General features: G+C 67.4%; 11 protein-coding genes and 1 tRNA gene. 5 read left to right on the top strand and 7 right to left on the bottom strand.

The features are described 5' to 3' along the window. Window positions 1-32: 32 nt before the first annotated feature. Both IEW01_RS12900 and IEW01_RS12895 read right to left on the bottom strand, forming a co-directional pair. On the bottom strand, window positions 33-2,939 hold the full coding sequence (locus IEW01_RS12900; RefSeq protein ID WP_188528335.1) for a helicase-related protein: 2,907 nt from the start codon (window positions 2,937-2,939) through the stop codon (window positions 33-35). A 31-nt stretch (window positions 2,940-2,970) separates the two neighbouring features. Then, the gene (locus IEW01_RS12895) at window positions 2,971-3,507 is read right to left on the bottom strand and encodes a tetratricopeptide repeat protein (RefSeq protein ID WP_188528333.1); all 537 of its coding nucleotides are present in this window, start codon (window positions 3,505-3,507) and stop codon (window positions 2,971-2,973) included. 156 nt (window positions 3,508-3,663) lie between these two features. Between IEW01_RS12895 and IEW01_RS12890 the strand changes: the two genes are divergently transcribed. Both IEW01_RS12890 and IEW01_RS12885 read left to right on the top strand, forming a co-directional pair. After that, on the top strand, window positions 3,664-3,954 hold the full coding sequence (locus IEW01_RS12890) for an SCP2 sterol-binding domain-containing protein (RefSeq protein ID WP_188528331.1): 291 nt from the start codon (window positions 3,664-3,666) through the stop codon (window positions 3,952-3,954). A 5-nt stretch (window positions 3,955-3,959) separates the two neighbouring features. Continuing rightward, on the top strand, window positions 3,960-4,904 hold the full coding sequence (locus IEW01_RS12885) for an alpha/beta hydrolase (RefSeq protein ID WP_229738247.1): 945 nt from the start codon (window positions 3,960-3,962) through the stop codon (window positions 4,902-4,904). Between the two features lie 57 nt (window positions 4,905-4,961). Here IEW01_RS12885 and IEW01_RS12880 read toward each other — a convergent pair whose 3' ends face one another. Then, window positions 4,962-7,331 (bottom strand): ATP-dependent helicase, encoded by a 2,370-nt coding sequence (locus IEW01_RS12880; protein WP_188528329.1) that lies wholly within the window; start codon window positions 7,329-7,331, stop codon window positions 4,962-4,964. A gap of 246 nt (window positions 7,332-7,577) precedes the next feature. Between IEW01_RS12880 and IEW01_RS12875 the strand changes: the two genes are divergently transcribed. From IEW01_RS12875 to IEW01_RS12865, 3 genes are all read left to right on the top strand, one after another. After that, a complete protein-coding gene (locus IEW01_RS12875; RefSeq protein WP_188528327.1) occupies window positions 7,578-11,021 on the top strand; it encodes a pyruvate carboxylase in 3,444 nt (1,147 codons plus the stop codon). Between the two features lie 187 nt (window positions 11,022-11,208). After that, window positions 11,209-11,283 (top strand) — tRNA-Gly (locus IEW01_RS12870). Window positions 11,284-11,458: 175 nt separating this feature from the next. Then, complete coding sequence (locus tag IEW01_RS12865) at window positions 11,459-12,376, top strand: sugar kinase (protein ID WP_229738245.1); 918 nt, start codon at window positions 11,459-11,461, stop codon at window positions 12,374-12,376. A gap of 7 nt (window positions 12,377-12,383) precedes the next feature. On the opposite strand, the gene IEW01_RS12860 is transcribed toward IEW01_RS12865, so the two are convergent. Genes IEW01_RS12860 through IEW01_RS12845 form a run of 4 tightly spaced genes read right to left on the bottom strand, consistent with a single transcriptional unit; the run spans window position 12,384 to window position 16,675 of the window. Further along, complete coding sequence (locus IEW01_RS12860) at window positions 12,384-13,451, bottom strand: alanine racemase (RefSeq protein ID WP_188528325.1); 1,068 nt, start codon at window positions 13,449-13,451, stop codon at window positions 12,384-12,386. Then, window positions 13,441-14,910 carry a M81 family metallopeptidase gene (locus IEW01_RS12855; protein ID WP_188528323.1) on the bottom strand — a complete coding sequence of 490 codons (1,470 nt, stop codon included), beginning with the start codon at window positions 14,908-14,910 and terminating at the stop codon, window positions 13,441-13,443. Before IEW01_RS12855 ends, IEW01_RS12860 begins: the two co-directional genes overlap by 11 nt. Continuing rightward, entirely contained in the window at window positions 14,910-15,704 is a 795-nt protein-coding gene (locus tag IEW01_RS12850; protein ID WP_188528321.1) for an ABC transporter ATP-binding protein, read from the bottom strand. The genes IEW01_RS12855 and IEW01_RS12850 overlap by 1 nt, the downstream gene beginning before the upstream one ends. After that, complete coding sequence (locus tag IEW01_RS12845) at window positions 15,701-16,675, bottom strand: ABC transporter ATP-binding protein (RefSeq protein ID WP_188528319.1); 975 nt, start codon at window positions 16,673-16,675, stop codon at window positions 15,701-15,703. Before IEW01_RS12845 ends, IEW01_RS12850 begins: the two co-directional genes overlap by 4 nt. Between the last annotated feature and the right edge of the window lie 2 nt (window positions 16,676-16,677).

Genomic DNA, 16,677 nt, shown 5'->3' with positions numbered 1-16,677 from the left:
GGGCGGGGCTGGTCCTGCACCGGCGCGCTCACTCAGCTCTTGTCCTTCAGCCCCATCAGCGCCGCGGCGAACGGGTTGTCGGGGTCGATCGGCTTTTCCTTCTTCGGCGGCCTGGCCTCGAACTTGCGGGCCTTGCCACCACCCGGCTCCTTCGGCCCCTTGCCGCGCGGCTTGCCGCCCTTGGGCGCACCGCCGCCACCGCCACCCTTGCCGCGCTTGCCACCCGCGCCCCGGGGCTTGGCAAAGCCGCTCCATGTGAAGGTGTAGAACACTTCCGGCTCATCGCCGGGGGAGGCGTTGGTCTCGGCTTCCGAGATCCCGTGCTCGCCGGGATGCGGCTCGTGCTCGTCGTCGTCGTCGGCGTCGGGCTGGGCCTCGACGGACGAAAACCCGGAGCCTTCCAGGTGGTCGATATGCAGGTGCTTGGAATGCCCCGCCCCGTCGGCCTCTGGGAAGGCGTCGACTTCGCTGGCACCGGGATCGCCCGGGTGCGGATCGGGCGACCGGTCGGACCCGGGCTGCGCCTCGACCTCGGAATAACCCGTCGATCCGGCGTCATGGTCGGCCGCTTTCGCCTTCGGGCGTTCGCCCCGCGCCGCGGCATAGCCCAGCCCCTGCATCAGGTCGGCGAATTGCTCCAGCGTCATGCCGGTGATCGACAGCATGTCGGGGTTGGCCTCGAATCCGCCCCGGCTGTCCTGCGCGCGCAACTGGTCGGCAAGGCGCTCCAGCATGTCGATGCGGATCGCCCGTGCCCCGGCAGGCCGGTAGCCCGACAGCGCGTAGACATCGGCGCTCACGCCTTCGATCACCGGGATCGTCACCAGCCCCGGCGGCGGCGCTTCGGGAAACTCGTCGAGGCCCTGCGCGAGGCTCCACAGAACCAGCCGCAGCCGGGTGGGCGCCGGCTTGAGCAGCGCCGGCATGAAGATGGTGAACTGGCCGAAACGCACGCCGTGCTTGCGCAGCGCCCCGCGCGCCTCCTGGTCAAGTTCCTTGACCTCGCGCGCGATCCGGTCGCGCGGGATGATGCCCATCGCCTCGATCAGACGGAAGCCGAACCCGCGCGCGAGTCCGCCGAGGCTCTCGTCCTTCTGGATCCCGAGCAGCGGCTCGAACAGGGCGGCCACCTTGCGGTCGATGAAGTGCTGCAGCCGGCGGGTCACCTTCTCGGCCACCTCCGCCCCGGCCTCGTCGTCGACGAAGGCCTGGACCCGCGGCTTGAGCGGGTCGTCGCCGCGCACGAGTTTGCCGACAGCGTGTTCGCCCCACATCAGCCCGCCCTGCTCGGTGTAGTCGAGCTCCGTGTCTGGGGCGTTGTAGAACCGATCGGCCCTGAGCGAGAACTCCGGCGCCAGCGCGGCCACGGCCGCGGCGCGCAGGGTCTTGGCCTCCTCGGGGCTTGCCGACGTATCCTGCCGGAAACGGAACCCCTCCAGACGACCGACGAATTCGCCTTCGACCGTCACTTCACCCTTGTCGTTCACCTCGGCCACCAGGCCCTCCTTCTGCTTCAACCGCCGCATCAGCACCGAGGTGCGCCGGTCAACAAATCTTTGCGTCAGCGCGGCGTGAAGCGCATCCGACAGGCGATCTTCTACCGCACGTGTCTCGCCACGCCAATGGTCTTCGTCGGCGAGCCAGCCGCGACGCTGCGCCACGTAGGTCCAGGTCCGGATGAAGGCGAGCCGCTTGGAAAGCGCGTCGATATCGCCATGGGTCTTGTCGATCCGCGCCACCTGCCGGGCGAACCAGTCCTCGCGCACCTGCCCGCGCTCATGCAGATCGGTGAAGATCGCCGAAAGCATCCCGGCGTGCTCGGCATGGCTGATGCCGCGGAAATCCGGCACCCGGCAGACATCCCACAACAGCCGCACCGAGGCGCCATCCGAGGCCCGGGCGCGGATCACCGCGTCCTCCGCCAGCGCCTTCAGCGCCATCTGGTCGTCGGCCTCGCGGGCCCGGGTCAGCAAGGGGTCGTCGGTGCCCGCCTCGAGCGAAGCGATCAGCGCCTCCACCGAGCCGAACGACAGCCGCGCGTTGCGCCAGTTGAGCTTGCGGATCGGGGTGAAGCGATGCTCGGTGATCGCCGCCACCACCTCCGGATCGAGCGGCCGCGCCTCGCCGGTCACGCCAAAGCTGCCATCGCTGCGGTAGCGCCCGGCGCGGCCGGCGATCTGGGCCAGTTCGTTGGGCGCGAGCTGGCGCATCCGGCGGCCATCGAACTTGGCCAGCGCCGAGAACGCGACGTGGTTCACATCGAGGTTGAGCCCCATGCCGATGGCGTCGGTGGCGACGAGATAGTCCACGTCGCCGTTCTGATACATCGCCACCTGGGCGTTGCGGGTGCGCGGCGAAAGCGCCCCCATGACGACCGCCACACCGCCTTTCTGACGGCGCATCAATTCTGCAACTGCATATAGATTTTCAACCGAAAACCCTACGATCGCGCTTCTGGGGGGCATTCGGCTTGTCTTTTTCGAACCTGTATAGGTCAGCGCGCTGAACCGCTCCCGGCGCAGGAATTCAACCCCCGGCACCAGCCCGGCGATCGCCCCGCGCATCGTGTCGGCGCCCATGAACAGCGTTTCGTGCTGGCCGCGCGCGTTCAGCAGACGGTCGGTGAAGACGTGGCCGCGCTCCGGGTCGGCGCAGAGCTGGATCTCGTCCACCGCGACGAAATCGGCCCCCAGCCCCTCGGGCATCGCCTCGACGGTGCACACCCAGTATTGCGCCCGCTCCGGCACGATGCGCTCTTCGCCGGTGACCAGCGCCACCACCGAGGGGCCGCGCATGGCGACGATCTTGTCGTAGACCTCGCGCGCCAGCAGCCGCAGCGGCAGCCCGATCACGCCGGTGCGATAGGCCAGCATGCGTTCGATGGCGTAATGTGTCTTGCCCGTGTTGGTGGGGCCAAGAACCGCGGCAATCCGCGCCATGCGCTGTCTCCTGCCCGACCTGACGCTTGCCTCAGGCGCTTTCGCCCTGAAGCTCCGCTTCGAGACGTTCCACCGCCTCTCTTAGATCGGGTCGGCGCGGATGTATAGCGGCGGCCTTGCGATAAGCCTCGAGCGCGCGCCGCGTGTCGCCGGTGTCTTCGAAAATGCGGCCAAGCCCGGCCAGGGCGGCGAAGTGGCGCGGCTCGAGCGTGAGCGCGCGGGCGATGTCGGCCACCGCCGGGCCATAGAGATCGGCGTTGAAATAGGCCGTCGCGCGGGCATTCCAGCCCTCGGCGAAATCCGGCGCATTCTCCACCAGCGCCGTGAGATGCTCGATCGCGGCAACCGGCTCGCCCGCGCCGATCGCCTCGCGCCCGCGTTCGAGCAAAAGGTCCATCGCGGCCGATCCGGATTGCGACCAGTTGTCCCAGATCCGGTCTTCGATCTCCTGCCAGCCGCTGCTGTCGCTCTGCCGCAGGGCTTCGAACAGGTCATCGAGCCCGCTCGACTGGGCACGAAGGGGCGTTGCGGCGAGCAGAAGGGCAAAGATCAGGGCAATCCGGGTCATGCGCCCGATCCTAAACGATCGCACCCTCCGCTGCCCATCACCTTCGCGTGGGCGCGGGCGATATTCCGCCGCGTCACGCCGCGCAAAACCGGTTTTGCGCGGCGCTCGCTTTCGCTAAGGTTCCCGCGAAACACCTTGACGAGGATGGATTTGAAAATGAGCGATGTGATCGAGGCGGCCGTGACCGCGTTGAATGAAAAACTGGGCAGCGCCGGCTTCGACGCCGTGGCGAAATTCGTGCTCGAAGGCGCAGGGTCGATCATGGTCGACAGCGACGGCGCACGCGCCGGCGACGAGGACGCCGACGTGACGCTCACCGCCAGCACCGACACCTTCGAAGCGATGCTCTCGGGCGATCTCAACCCCACGGCGGCCTTCATGGCCGGCAAGCTCGCCGTCGATGGCGACATGGGCGCGGCGATGCGGCTCGGTGGACTGATCGGCTGACGTCGGTGGAGGCCGCGCCGCTCCACGAGGATGTGGCCGCAGGGCCGCCGGGCGGCGAGGCCTGGTGGCTGCCCACGGTCGACGGCGGAAGGATCCGCGTCGCGGCCTGGCCGGCCGCCGCGGGCACGCCCTCGCGGGGCACCGTGCTGATCTTCCCCGGCCGAACCGAATACGTTGAAAAATACGGCCCCGCCGCCGCCATCTACGCCGCCGAAGGCTACGCCGTGCTCACCCTCGATTGGCGCGGCCAGGGGCTGACCGCCCGCGCCTTCCCGGATCGACGCCTCGGCCATGTGCTCGGTTTCGCCGAATACCAGCGCGACCTTGCCGCCGCGCTCAACCTCGCCGGTTGGCTGGACCTGCCGATGCCGATGTTCCTCGTCGCCCATTCGATGGGCGGCTGCATCGGGCTGCGCGCGCTGCACGAGGGACTCGACGTGGCCGCCGTCGCTTTCTCAGCGCCGATGTGGGGGATGCAGATGGACGCCTGGGAGCGCCCGCTGGCATGGCTGAGCGCCCTTGCCGCCCCCCTGCCCGGTATCGGCGGCCGTCTCACCCCGCGCACCACGCTCGACCACGCCATTCACGTCGAGCGATTCGAGGGCAACACCCTCACCACCGACCGCGAGATGTGGGATTTCATGCGTCACCAACTCGCGACCCACCCCGATCTCACGCTCGGCGGGCCGACCTTGCGCTGGCTGCGCGCGGCGTTGTTCGAAACCCGCGCCCTGCGCCGCATGGCCCCGCCCGCGACCCCGGCCCTGACCTTCCTCGGCACCAATGAGCGCATCGTCGAGGTCGACCCGATCAGGGAGAAGATGCAGGCCTGGAGCGGCGCGCGGCTCGAGATCGTGCCGGATGCCGAGCACGAAATCCTCATGGAACGGCCCGAGGTGCGCAACCGCTTCTTCGACGCCAGCCTGGCGCTGTTCGACAAGCACGGCTGAGGCCGCCACGGCGCCCGTTGCCGAAGCCCGGGCCGGTTGAGCCACCCGGGCAAGGGCTCAGAACGGCACGTCGTCCCCCGCCCGGTCGGCGGACTGGATGAAGCGCGCCACCACCTTCTTCGACCCGGCCTTCTCGAACTCGATGTCGAGCTTGTCGCCCTCGATCCCCATCACGTAGCCGTAGCCGAACTTCTGGTGAAACACCCGGTCGCCCTTGCTGAAGGAGGAAACGGCGGTGGCGTCGATCACCAGGTTGCGCGATTCGCCGGGCGACTGCACCCCGCGTGCCGCGCCCCGCGCCTGCATCCGTTTCCAGCCGGGCGAATTGTAGGCGTCGGCCCGGCTCGCCTGTTCTTCCAGCCGCGAGCGACCCTGCCCCATGCCCGCCGCGCCGTAGCCGCCGCCATAAAGCCCCGGCGGGGTCAGCACCTCGACATGCGCCTCGGGCAATTCGTCGATGAAGCGTGACGGCAACTGGCTCTGCCACTGGCCATAGACCCGCCGGTTGGCGGCGAAGGAGATCGTGCAAAGCTCCTCGGCGCGGGTGATGCCGACGTAGGCCAGCCGCCGCTCCTCCTCCAGCCCCTTCAGCCCGCTCTCGTCCATGCTGCGCTGCGAGGGAAACAGCCCCTCCTCCCAGCCCGGCAGGAACACGGCGGGGTATTCCAGCCCCTTGGCCGCATGCAGCGTCATGATCGTGACCTTCTCCTCCGACGCCTGCGTTTCGTTGTCCATGATCAGGCTGACGTGTTCGAGAAAGCCCTGCAGGTTCTCGAATTCCTCCAGTGCCTTGACCAGTTCCTTGAGGTTTTCGAGCCGCCCGGGGGCCTCGGGCGTCTTGTCGGCCTGCCACATGCCGGTGTAGCCGCTCTCGTCGAGGATCTGTTCGGCGAGTTCCACGTGGGTATCGGCCTCGGCCTGCACCTGCGCGTGCCAGCGGTCGAGCTGGCGCACCAGCAGGTCGAGCGCCTTGCCGCCCTTGCCCTTGATCTCGCCGCGCTCGACGGCGGCCCGCGCGCCTTCCACCAGCGAAACGCCCAATCCCCGCGCCGCGCGGGCGATGGTCTGCACCGCCTTGTCGCCCAGCCCCCGGCGTGGCGTGTTCACGATCCGCTCGAACGCCAGATCGTCGTCGGGGCTCACCGCGAGGCGGAAATAGGCCATCGCGTCGCGAATCTCCAACCGCTCGTAGAAGCGCGGCCCCCCGATCACCCGGTAGGGCAGCCCGATGGTGAGAAACCGGTCCTCGAAGGCGCGCATCTGGTGGCTGGCGCGCACGAGAATGGCCATGTCGTCAAGGCTCATCGGCGCCATGCCGCGCGCGCCTGTCTGCATCGCCTCGATCTCGTCACCGATCCAGCGCGCTTCCTCCTCGCCGTCCCAATGGCCGATCAGGCGCACCTTCTCGCCGTCCTCGGCTTCGGTCCACAGTTCCTTGCCGAGCCGGTCCTCGTTGCCCCGGATCACCCCGCCGGCGGCGGCGAGGATATGCGGCGTGGAGCGGTAATTCTGCTCCAGCCGGATCACCTTGGCACCGGGAAAATCCTTCTCGAACCGCAGGATGTTGCCCACTTCCGCGCCGCGCCAGCCGTAGATCGACTGGTCGTCGTCGCCGACGCAGCAGATGTTCTTGTGCTTCGCGGCGAGCAGGCGCAGCCACAGATACTGCGCCACGTTGGTGTCCTGGTATTCGTCGACGAGGATGTAGCGAAACCAGCGTTGGTATTGCGCCAGCACGTCCTCGTGCTCCTGGAAGATGCGCACCACGTGCAACAAGAGATCGCCGAAATCCACCGCGTTGAGCGCGCGCAGCCGCTCCTGGTATGCGGCGTAAAGCTCGCCGCCACGGTGGTTGAACGCCCCGGCTTCGGCCACGGGCAGTTTCTCCGGCGTCCAGGCGCGGTTCTTCCAGGTGTCGATCAGCCCGGCGAGTTGGCGCGCGGGCCAGCGCTTCTCGTCGATCCCCTCGGCGACGATGATCTGTTTCAACAGCCGCACCTGGTCGTCGGTGTCGAGGATGGTGAAATTCGACTTCAGCCCGACAAGTTCGGCATGCCGGCGAAGGAGCTTGACGCAGATCGCGTGAAAGGTGCCGAGCCAGGGCATGCCCTCGACGCCCTGCCCGAGCAGCCGCGCCACCCGTTCCTTCATCTCGCGCGCGGCCTTGTTGGTGAAGGTCACCGCAAGGATCTCGTTGGTGCGCGCGGCACCGGTGCCCAGCAGATGCGCGATCCGGGTGGTCAGCGCCTTGGTCTTGCCCGTGCCCGCGCCCGCGAGCATCAGCACCGGCCCTTCCAGCGCCTCCACCGCCTCGCGCTGGGCGGGGTTGAGATCGTCGAGATAGGGCATCGGCCGCGCCGCCATCGCCATCTGGCTGAGCGAGGGGCGCGGCGCGGAGAGGTCCGAGGGATCGTTTGAATGGCTCATGCGCGCGAAGATAGCGGGGCAAGCGGCCAAGGAAAAGGTGTTCGGCGAATGTTCTTTCGCCCGCTTGCCCTTCTTGGGTCCGGAAATGCCTCCGCCGGAGGCATGAAAGTCGCGCGCCGCGCCAGCGGAGCGCGGATCGGCCCGGGCGCAGCCAGATCCTCCCCCGCCCAGGCCCGGTCGCCCTTGCTCTGCAGCGCGGCATCGCCTACCAATTCACGATCATCCGACGGGCCGGGGGAGTAGACCATGCCGGAATTTCAGAAAATCCTGATCGCCAACCGAGGCGAGATCGCGATCCGCATCATGCGGGCGGCGAACGAGATGGGCAAGAAGACCGTCGCGGTCTATGCCGAGGAAGACAAGCTCGGCCTGCACCGGTTCAAGGCCGACGAAGCCTACCTGATCGGTGAGGGGCTCGGCCCGGTCGCGGCCTACCTCGCGATCGACGAGATCATCCGCGTCGCAAAGGCCTGCGGCGCCGACGCGATCCACCCGGGCTACGGGCTGTTGTCGGAAAACCCCGAATTCGTCGATGCCTGCGAGGCCAACGGCATCGCCTTCGTCGGCCCCAGCGCCGCCACCATGCGCAAGCTCGGCGACAAGGCCAGCGCGCGGCGCGTGGCGATCGAGGCCGGCGTGCCGGTGATCCCCGCCACCGAGGTGCTCGGCGACGACATGGAGGCCACCCTGCGCGAGGCCGAGGAGATCGGCTACCCGCTCATGCTCAAGGCCAGCTGGGGCGGCGGCGGGCGCGGCATGCGGCCGATCAAGAATGCCGAAGAGCTGCCCGAGAAGGTGCTGGAAGGCCGGCGCGAGGCCGAGGCAGCCTTCGGCAACGGCGAGGGCTATCTCGAGAAGATGATCATCCGCGCCCGCCACGTCGAGGTGCAGATTCTTGGCGACACGGAAGGAAACATCTACCACTTGTGGGAGCGCGATTGCTCGGTGCAGCGGCGCAACCAGAAAGTGGTCGAACGCGCCCCCGCTCCCTACCTCTCCGAAACCCAGCGCGAAGATCTGTGCAATCTCGGGCGCAAGATCTGCGAGCATGTCAATTACACCTGCGCCGGCACCGTCGAGTTCCTGATGGACATGGACACCGGCAATTTCTACTTCATCGAGGTCAACCCCCGGGTGCAGGTGGAGCATACCGTGACCGAGGAGGTGACGGGCATCGACATCGTGCGCGCCCAGATCCTGATCGCCGAGGGCAAGAGCCTCACCGAGGCCACCGGCGTGGCCAGCCAGTATGACGTCAAGCTCAACGGCCACGCCCTGCAATGCCGGATCACCACCGAGGATCCGCAAAACAATTTCATCCCCGACTACGGCCGCATCACCGCCTATCGCGGTGCCACCGGCATGGGCATCCGCCTCGACGGCGGCACCGCCTATTCCGGTGCGGTGATCACCCGCTATTACGATTCGATGCTGGAGAAGGTCACCGCATGGGCGCCGACGCCCGAGCAGGCGATCGCGCGGATGGACCGGGCGCTGCGCGAGTTCCGCATCCGCGGCGTCAACACCAACATCGCCTTCGTCGAGAACCTGCTGCGTCACCCCACCTTCCTCAACAACGAGTATACCACCCGTTTCATCGACGAGACGCCCGAGTTGTTCGAGTTCCCCCAGCGGCGCGACCGGGCGACGAAGCTGCTCACCTACATCGCCGACATCATGGTCAACGGCCACCCCGAGACCGAGGGCCGCCCGCTGCCCCACGCCGACCTCAAGCCGCCGCGCTGCCCCGAGCTGCGCGCCGAGGCCCCGGCGCCGGGCACAAGGCAGCTGCTCGACGAGAAGGGCCCCAAGGCGGTTGCCGACTGGATGAAGGCGCAAGACCGGGTGCTGCTCACCGACACCACGATGCGCGACGCCCACCAGTCGCTCCTCGCCACCCGGATGCGCTCGTTCGACATGCTGCGCATCGCCAGCGCCTATGGCCACAACCTGCCGGGGCTGTTCTCGGTCGAGGCCTGGGGCGGGGCGACCTTCGACGTGGCTTACCGCTTCTTGCAGGAATGCCCCTGGCAGCGCCTGCGCGACATCCGCGAGCGTATGCCCAACATCATGACGCAGATGCTGCTGCGCGCCTCCAACGGCGTCGGCTACACCAACTACCCCGACAACGTGGTGCAGAGTTTCGTGGCGCAGGCGGCGAAATCGGGGGTCGACGTGTTCCGCGTGTTCGACAGCCTCAACTGGGTCGAGAACATGCGCGTGGCGATGGACGCGGTGGTCGAGGCCGACAAGGTCTGCGAAGCGGCGATCTGCTACACCGGCGACATTCTCGATCCCGACCGCGCCAAGTATGACCTCAAGTATTACGTCGGCATGGCAAAGGAACTGGAAGCCGCGGGCGCCCACGTGCTCGGGCTGAAGGACATGGCCGGGCTTCTGAAACCCCGGGCCGCCACCGCGCTGATCAAGGCGCTGAAGGACGAGGTCGACCTGCCGATCCACTTCCACACCCACGACACCAGCGGCATCGCCGCCTCTTCCGTGCTCGCCGCCATCGACGCCGGCGTCGACGCGGTGGATGCGGCGATGGATGCCTTCTCGGGCAGCACCTCGCAGCCCTGCCTCGGCTCCATCGTCAGCGCCCTGGCCCATACCGAGCGCGACCCCGGGCTCGATATCGCCGCGATCCGCGAAATCTCCAACTACTGGGAGGCGGTGCGCGGGCAATACGCCGCCTTCGAGGCCGGGCTCGAAGCCCCCGCCTCCGAGGTCTACCTGCACGAGATGCCGGGCGGCCAGTTCACCAACCTCAAGGCCCAGGCCCGCTCGCTCGGGCTGGAGGAACGCTGGCACGAGGTGGCGCAGGCCTACGCCGACGTGAACCGGATGTTCGGCGATATCGTCAAGGTCACGCCGTCCTCCAAGGTGGTGGGCGACATGGCGCTGATGATGGTCAGCCAGGGCCTCAGCCGCGCACAGGTCGAAGACCCGGAGGTTGACGTGAGTTTCCCCGATTCGGTGGTCGACATGATGCGCGGCAACCTCGGCCAGCCGCCGGGCGGCTTCCCCGAGGCAATCGTCGCCAAGGTGCTCAAGGGCGAGAAACCCGACACCGAGCGCCCCGGCAAGCACCTGACCCCGGTCGATATCGAAGCCGCCCGCGCGGAGGCCGAGGAAAAGCTCGGCGTCAAGCTCGACGACGAGGATCTGAACGGCTACCTGATGTATCCCAAGGTCTTTTCCGACTACGTCGACCGCCACAAGGTCTATGGCCCGGTGCGCACCCTTCCCACCCTCACCTTCTTCTACGGCATGGAGCCGGGCGAGGAGATATCGGTCGAGATCGACCCGGGCAAGACGCTGGAAATCCGCTGCCAGGCCCTGGGCGAGACCAACGAGGAGGGCGAGGCGAAGGTCTTCTTCGAACTCAACGGCCAGCCCCGCGCGATCCGCGTGGCCGACCGGCGCGTCAAGGCGACGAAGGCGGCGCACCCGAAGGCCGATCCGGCCAACCCGGCCCATGTCGGCGCGCCGATGCCGGGGGTGGTGGCGACGGTCGTGGCCAAGCCCGGCCAGTCCCTGCGCAAGGGCGACCTTCTGCTCACCATCGAGGCGATGAAGATGGAAACCGGGATCAGCGCCGAGCGCGACGCGGTGGTGAAGGCGGTGCACGTCACCCCCGGCAGCCAGATCGACGCCAAGGACCTGCTCGTCGAGTTCGAAGACTGACCCGCTGGCGGACCTGTGGAGAATGGCTGGCCCGGGCGTTTCACAGAACGCCCGGGCCAGTGCTTTCGGGCCCCGTCGCGCCCGCCCCGACGCCCCGGGCCGGGGCGCGGGCAAAAAATTCAGCGGCCGGACGATTTTCCACTTGCAGGCCCCGGCGGGATTTCATATCTCCCCCTCACCCAAGGACGCGGGCGTAGCTCAGGGGTAGAGCATTACCTTGCCAAGGTAAGGGTCGTGAGTTCGAATCTCATCGCCCGCTCCAATTTCTCTCGAAAATCAGTGTGAAGAGCCGGGTAACCCCCGGCTTCAGCACGTTTTTCATCTCCGGGCGGGCGACAGGTGCGCGCCTCGATTCCAAACCTGCGAACGCAAGACTTTCTGCTTTTCATTCAATCCCGTAGCGCGTTCAATGACGGCTGCGGAAAGGGAGAAGAGCCATGAAATCCGGGGTCGGTCCAATCACGAAAATCGCCTGCATCGGCGAGGTGATGATAGAACTCGTCACCGAGGACCGGGTAAACGCCAGGCTCAACGTGGCGGGCGACAGCTACAACACCGCCGTCTACCTCGCCCGCCGCCTCGGCAGCCGCGCAACGCTGTCCTACATCACCGCCCTCGGCACCGATCACTTCTCCGACCGCATCCTGTCCGAGATGGCGCGGAATGGGATCGGCACGGACCATGTTGAACGCAGGGCCGACAAGGTGCCCGGACTCTACGCCATCGAAACCGATGAAAGCGGCGAAAGAAGCTTCACCTACTGGCGCTCCGACAGCGCCGCGCGGACGCTGTTCTCGCCACCGGCACGGGTCGAGTTCTCGGCCCTGATGGGGTTCGATCTGGTCTTTCTCTCCGGCATCAGCCTCGCGATCCTGCCGGCCGCCATCCGCGCCGAGCTGATCGCCGCGCTGCGCGACTTTCGCCGCGCAGGCGGCCTCGTCGCCTACGACAGCAACCATCGCCCGAGGCTCTGGCAAAGCCCGCAGACGGCACGCGAGGTGAATGCGGAAATGTGGGCGCTGGCCGATATCGCCCTGCCCTCGGTCGACGACGAGATGGAGCTTTTCGGCGAACAGGGCGAGGCGGAGGTGCTAGCGCGGTTGCGAAAGCTCGGCTTGCGCCGAGGCGCCTTGAAACGCGGGGCGGTGGGGCCCGTGGCGCTCGACCCGGACCAGCCGCCGCAAGACTTCGCCCCGGCGCCCCGGGTGGTCGACACCACCGGCGCGGGCGACAGTTTCAACGCCGGGTTTCTCGCCGCCATCGCCCAGGGTGCGAGCCAGGCCGAGGCGATGGCCGCAGGGCATGCGCTCGCGAGCGAAGTGGTTCAGCACCGCGGCGCGATCATTCTCGGCTGAGGAGCGGTCAGGTCACCTTGCCGCGGGCGTCGATCGGCAGCGGCTCGAGCCCCGCCCCATCCGCCCGGTCCAGCCAGACGCTGTCGAACAGGTTCGACACCACGCAGACATGGTTGGGTACGACCCGAATCCGGTCGCCGACCCGGAAGGCATCGGGCGCTTCATAGGAGATAACCCCATGCTCTTCGCTGAGCCCGGTGATCTGCGCGTCGGGGTGCCCGAGGATATGCCCGTGGCCCTCAAGCCCGAGCAGATCAGACGTGAGCGCCTTTGAGCCGGCGTCGATCACCGCGCGGCCGGGCGCGGGCGTGCTCACCACCGTGGCGACGACCACGGCGGCGCAGTCGTCGTAAGTGCAGGTGCCGTAGGCGACGAGGGAGCGATCGTTATAGATGTAGGTGCCCGCGCGGTATTCGGTGAGAACGCCCTCCGGCGCGGCCGTCCACATGTCCGGCGTGCCGCCCGAGGTCACCACCGGGCACGAAAGCCCGCGCGCTTCCAGCGCCGCGACCGCGGCGGTCATGAACGCCACCACGTTGTCCTGCCCGCCCTTGGCCGGGTAGGTCATCAATCCACCGAAGGTCAGGTTGGGCGAGGCGGCGATCTGTTCGGCAAGGTCCACCGCCGCTTGCGGGCTCTGCACGCCGCAGCGCGCGCCGCCGGTGTCGCATTCCACCAAGACGGTGAGAGGCCGCCCGGCGCCGGCGAAGGCCCCGGCAAGGCCATGCACCACCTCGGCATTGTCGGCGGTGACCGAGAGGCGGGCGATCTTTTCCCCGAGCCCCCGCAACCGGGCCAGCTTTTCCGGGCCGATGATGTTGTAGGTGATCAGGATATCGTCGATCCCGGCCGCCGCCATCACCTCTGCCTCACCGATCTTCTGGCAATTGATCCCCACCGCCCCGGCGTCGAGCTGCGCCCGCGCCATGCGGATCGACTTGTGCGTCTTGATATGCGGCCGGAATGCCAACCCGACACGATCGCAATGCGCCTGGAAGCGGCGGATGTTTTCCAGCACGACCGCTTCGCGGATCACCATGGCCGGGGTTTCGAGATGTTCCGGTTCAAGTGCCATGAGGGTTCTCCACGCGCGGCCAGATATCCCGCGAAAGCCGCTGGTAGGGGTTGGTGGCCGGATCGTTCGGATAGGGCCCGTCGATCGAGACATAAAGGATCTCGGCCGCGATCGGCTCGAAGGCCGCATGGAAATGGTTGGTCGATTTCACTGCCAGAACGGCCTTTTCGAGCGGGTCGATCCCCATGTTGGCGAAGATGTCGGGGTTGAACACCTGTGAGCGCACGGAATTCAGTATCACGTCGATCCCGTCCACGTCGATCCATACCGCGTCGCCGATGGGCACGATGCTGGCACCGAAGCTCTGGACGGCATTGCGCACGCAGCGGTGTACGGTCACCTCTGCGTCGAGCGGCTCGCCGCAGCCCGGGGCCATCTTGGCGCCGAACCGCAGGCGCAGCCGCGCGCCCTCGCCGGCCGAAAAACAGATCCGAACGGCGATCGGATCCCAGATCGACGCCAGCGCGGCGTTTTCCAGACCCTGCGCGATCATGCCCTTGAGCAGCGTCGTGGAATCGCCCGGAACGCCGCCGCCGGGATTGTCCCAGACATCCGCGATCACCACCGGGCCGCGCGGGGCGGCAGCGGCGCGTTCGAGCGCCGGCGCCATCGCGCGGAATTCCGGCCGGGTCCGGCCCCGCATGTCGAACAATTCCATGCCGAGGCGCTGCGCCAGCGCGTCGCCCTCGGCCCGCGCGGCATCGGTGATGACGATGACCTTGGTGCCCAGATCGGGCACGTCGCCGGCCATGAAGCCGTGAATGACCGAGACCGACAGGATATTCCCCTGGCCCTCCATCGCCCGGATCCGGTCGACGAACCCGCGCATCGGTGCGCGCGAGGTGGGAAAAATCTCGATCATCCGGCAATCGAAGGTGCTGATCTCGGGATCGGTCCGCCCCTCGGAAGCATCGGCGGCGAGCTGCACGAGGTTTTCCGCGACCTCGACGAAATCGGTGTGCGGAAACTCCTTGAACACGGTGATCAGATCGGCGTTCTCGACCCGCTTGGCCGACAGGTGGCTGTGCGGATCGAATGTCACGCCCACCAGCGTGTCGGGCCCGACCTGGGCGCGCACCGCCGCGAGCAGCTCGCCTTCGCAATCAATCGTCTCCTGCGCCACCATCGCCCCGTGCAGGCCAAGGAGCACGATATCCACCGGCCCCGCCTGCGCCAGTTCATCGAGCAACTGGTCGCGCAGGAACGCCCATGTTTGCTCGTTCACGATCCCGCCGGGCTCGGCCCAGGATGCCGTGCCCTCGATCACCTCCCAGCCCAGCTCGGTCGCCCGCGCGCGCGCCGCGGTGAAGACCGCGCTGCACAGCGTCGGCGTTGGCGGGTGCTCGCCGGGGGGGGCGTAGAAGCTTTCGCGAAAATCCCCCAGATCGGTGCGCATCGGCGAGAAAGTATTGGTTTCGGTCGCGATCGACGCGACGAATACACGCTTCGCGCTAGGCATCAGCTGGTCTCCTTCAAAGGCATGATCCGCGGGATCGAGTCCAGCAGCCGCCTGGTATAGGCATCCTGCGGCGCTTCGAATATTGCGCTCTTGTCACCCGTCTCCACGATCTTGCCGGCCGACATCACGGCAACCCGATCGCTGATGTGACGCACGACGCCGAGGTCATGGCTGATGAACAGCATCGCCATGCCGCTGTCGCGCTGCAGCTTCTTGATCAGGTTCAGAACCTGCGCCTGGATCGACACGTCGAGCGCCGAAACCGCCTCATCGGCGATCACCAGCTTCGGCTCCAGGATCATCACCCGGGCAATCCCGATGCGCTGACGCTGACCGCCCGAAAACTCGTGCGGATAGCGCGTCATGGCCTCCGGCCCGAGCCCGACGAGATCGAGCGTCTCGGCGATCCGTGCCTGCGCGTCCTTCCGGCTGCGGGCGATCTTGTGGATGAACAGCGGCTCCGAAAGCGTCTGCGCGACGGTCAGGCGCGGATTGAGCGAGGCATAGGGATCCTGGAAGATCATCTGGATGTGGCGCCTGAGAGGCAGGAATTGCCGGCGCGACATCGACAGGATGTCCTGCCCCTCGAACAGGGCCTGGCCGGCGGTCGCGCGTTCGAGCTGGGTCAGCGCGCGGCCCACCGTCGATTTGCCGCAACCCGACTCACCGACAAGCCCCAGCACCTCGCCGGGCGCGATGTCGAAGGATACGCCGTCGACGGCGCGCACGGTCCGCCCCCGGGTCCGGAAGTGAACCTTGAGATCTCTCACATCGAGAAGCGGTTGGGCGCTCATCGGTCGCCTCCGTAGGGAAAATGGCACTCGACCAGATGCCCGGGCGCGATCTCGCGCGGCTGCGGAACCTCGTGGCGGCACCGGCTTTCCGCGCGCGGGCAACGCGGATGGAACGGGCAGCCCGCGATCTGCTCTCCAATCGTCGGCACCCGGCCGGGGATGGCGTCGAGCCAATCCACGTCGCGATCAATCGCGGGGATCGAGTGCAACAGACCCCGCGTGTAGGGATGCGCGAGGGTTTCGAAAAGCGCGTCGGTCGGCGCGGTCTCGACAAGCCGGCCCCAATACATCACCGCCACCGAATTGCAGGTTTCCGCGATCACCCCGAGATCGTGCGAGATCAGGATGATGGCGGTGCCGGTGCGCTTCTGCAGGTCGAGCATCAGGTCGAGCACTTCCTTCTGCACCGTCACGTCGAGCGCGGTTGTCGGTTCGTCCGCGATCAGGAGCTTCGGATCGCACGACAGCGCCATCGCGATCATCACCCGCTGCCGCTGGCCGCCCGAAAGCTGGTGCGGAAAGCTGTCGACGCGCGAGTCGGGCTCGGGAATCCGGACCAGGTCGAGCAACTCGATGGCCCGGCGGCGCGCGGCGCGGCGCGACAGGTTACGGTGCTGCTGCAGGGCCTCGATGATCTGATCACCCACCCGGTAGACCGGGTTGAGGCTGGTCATCGGCTCCTGAAAGATCATCGCCATGTCGTTGCCCATGATGTGGCGGCGTTCGTCGGCGCTCATCGCCAGCAGGTCACGCCCACCGAACCGCATCCGGCCGCCGGTGACCCGGACGCCGCTGCCTTCGAGCAGGCCCATGATCGCGAGGGCGGTCAGGCTCTTGCCGCAGCCGGACTCGCCGACGATCCCCAGCGTTTCGTTTTCGTCCACCGAGAACGAAACACCGCGCACCACCGGCAGCAGTTCATGGCCGAACCGGATCGAGATTTCGAGGTTTTCGACATCGAGAAGCGCCATGG

Origin of the sequence: Sinisalibacter lacisalsi, from assembly GCF_014640115.1 — a bacterium.
GTDB lineage: Bacteria > Pseudomonadota > Alphaproteobacteria > Rhodobacterales > Rhodobacteraceae > Sinisalibacter > Sinisalibacter lacisalsi.
Note: the sequence above shows the minus strand (reverse complement) of the source record. Positions and strands in the feature narration are given on the sequence as shown.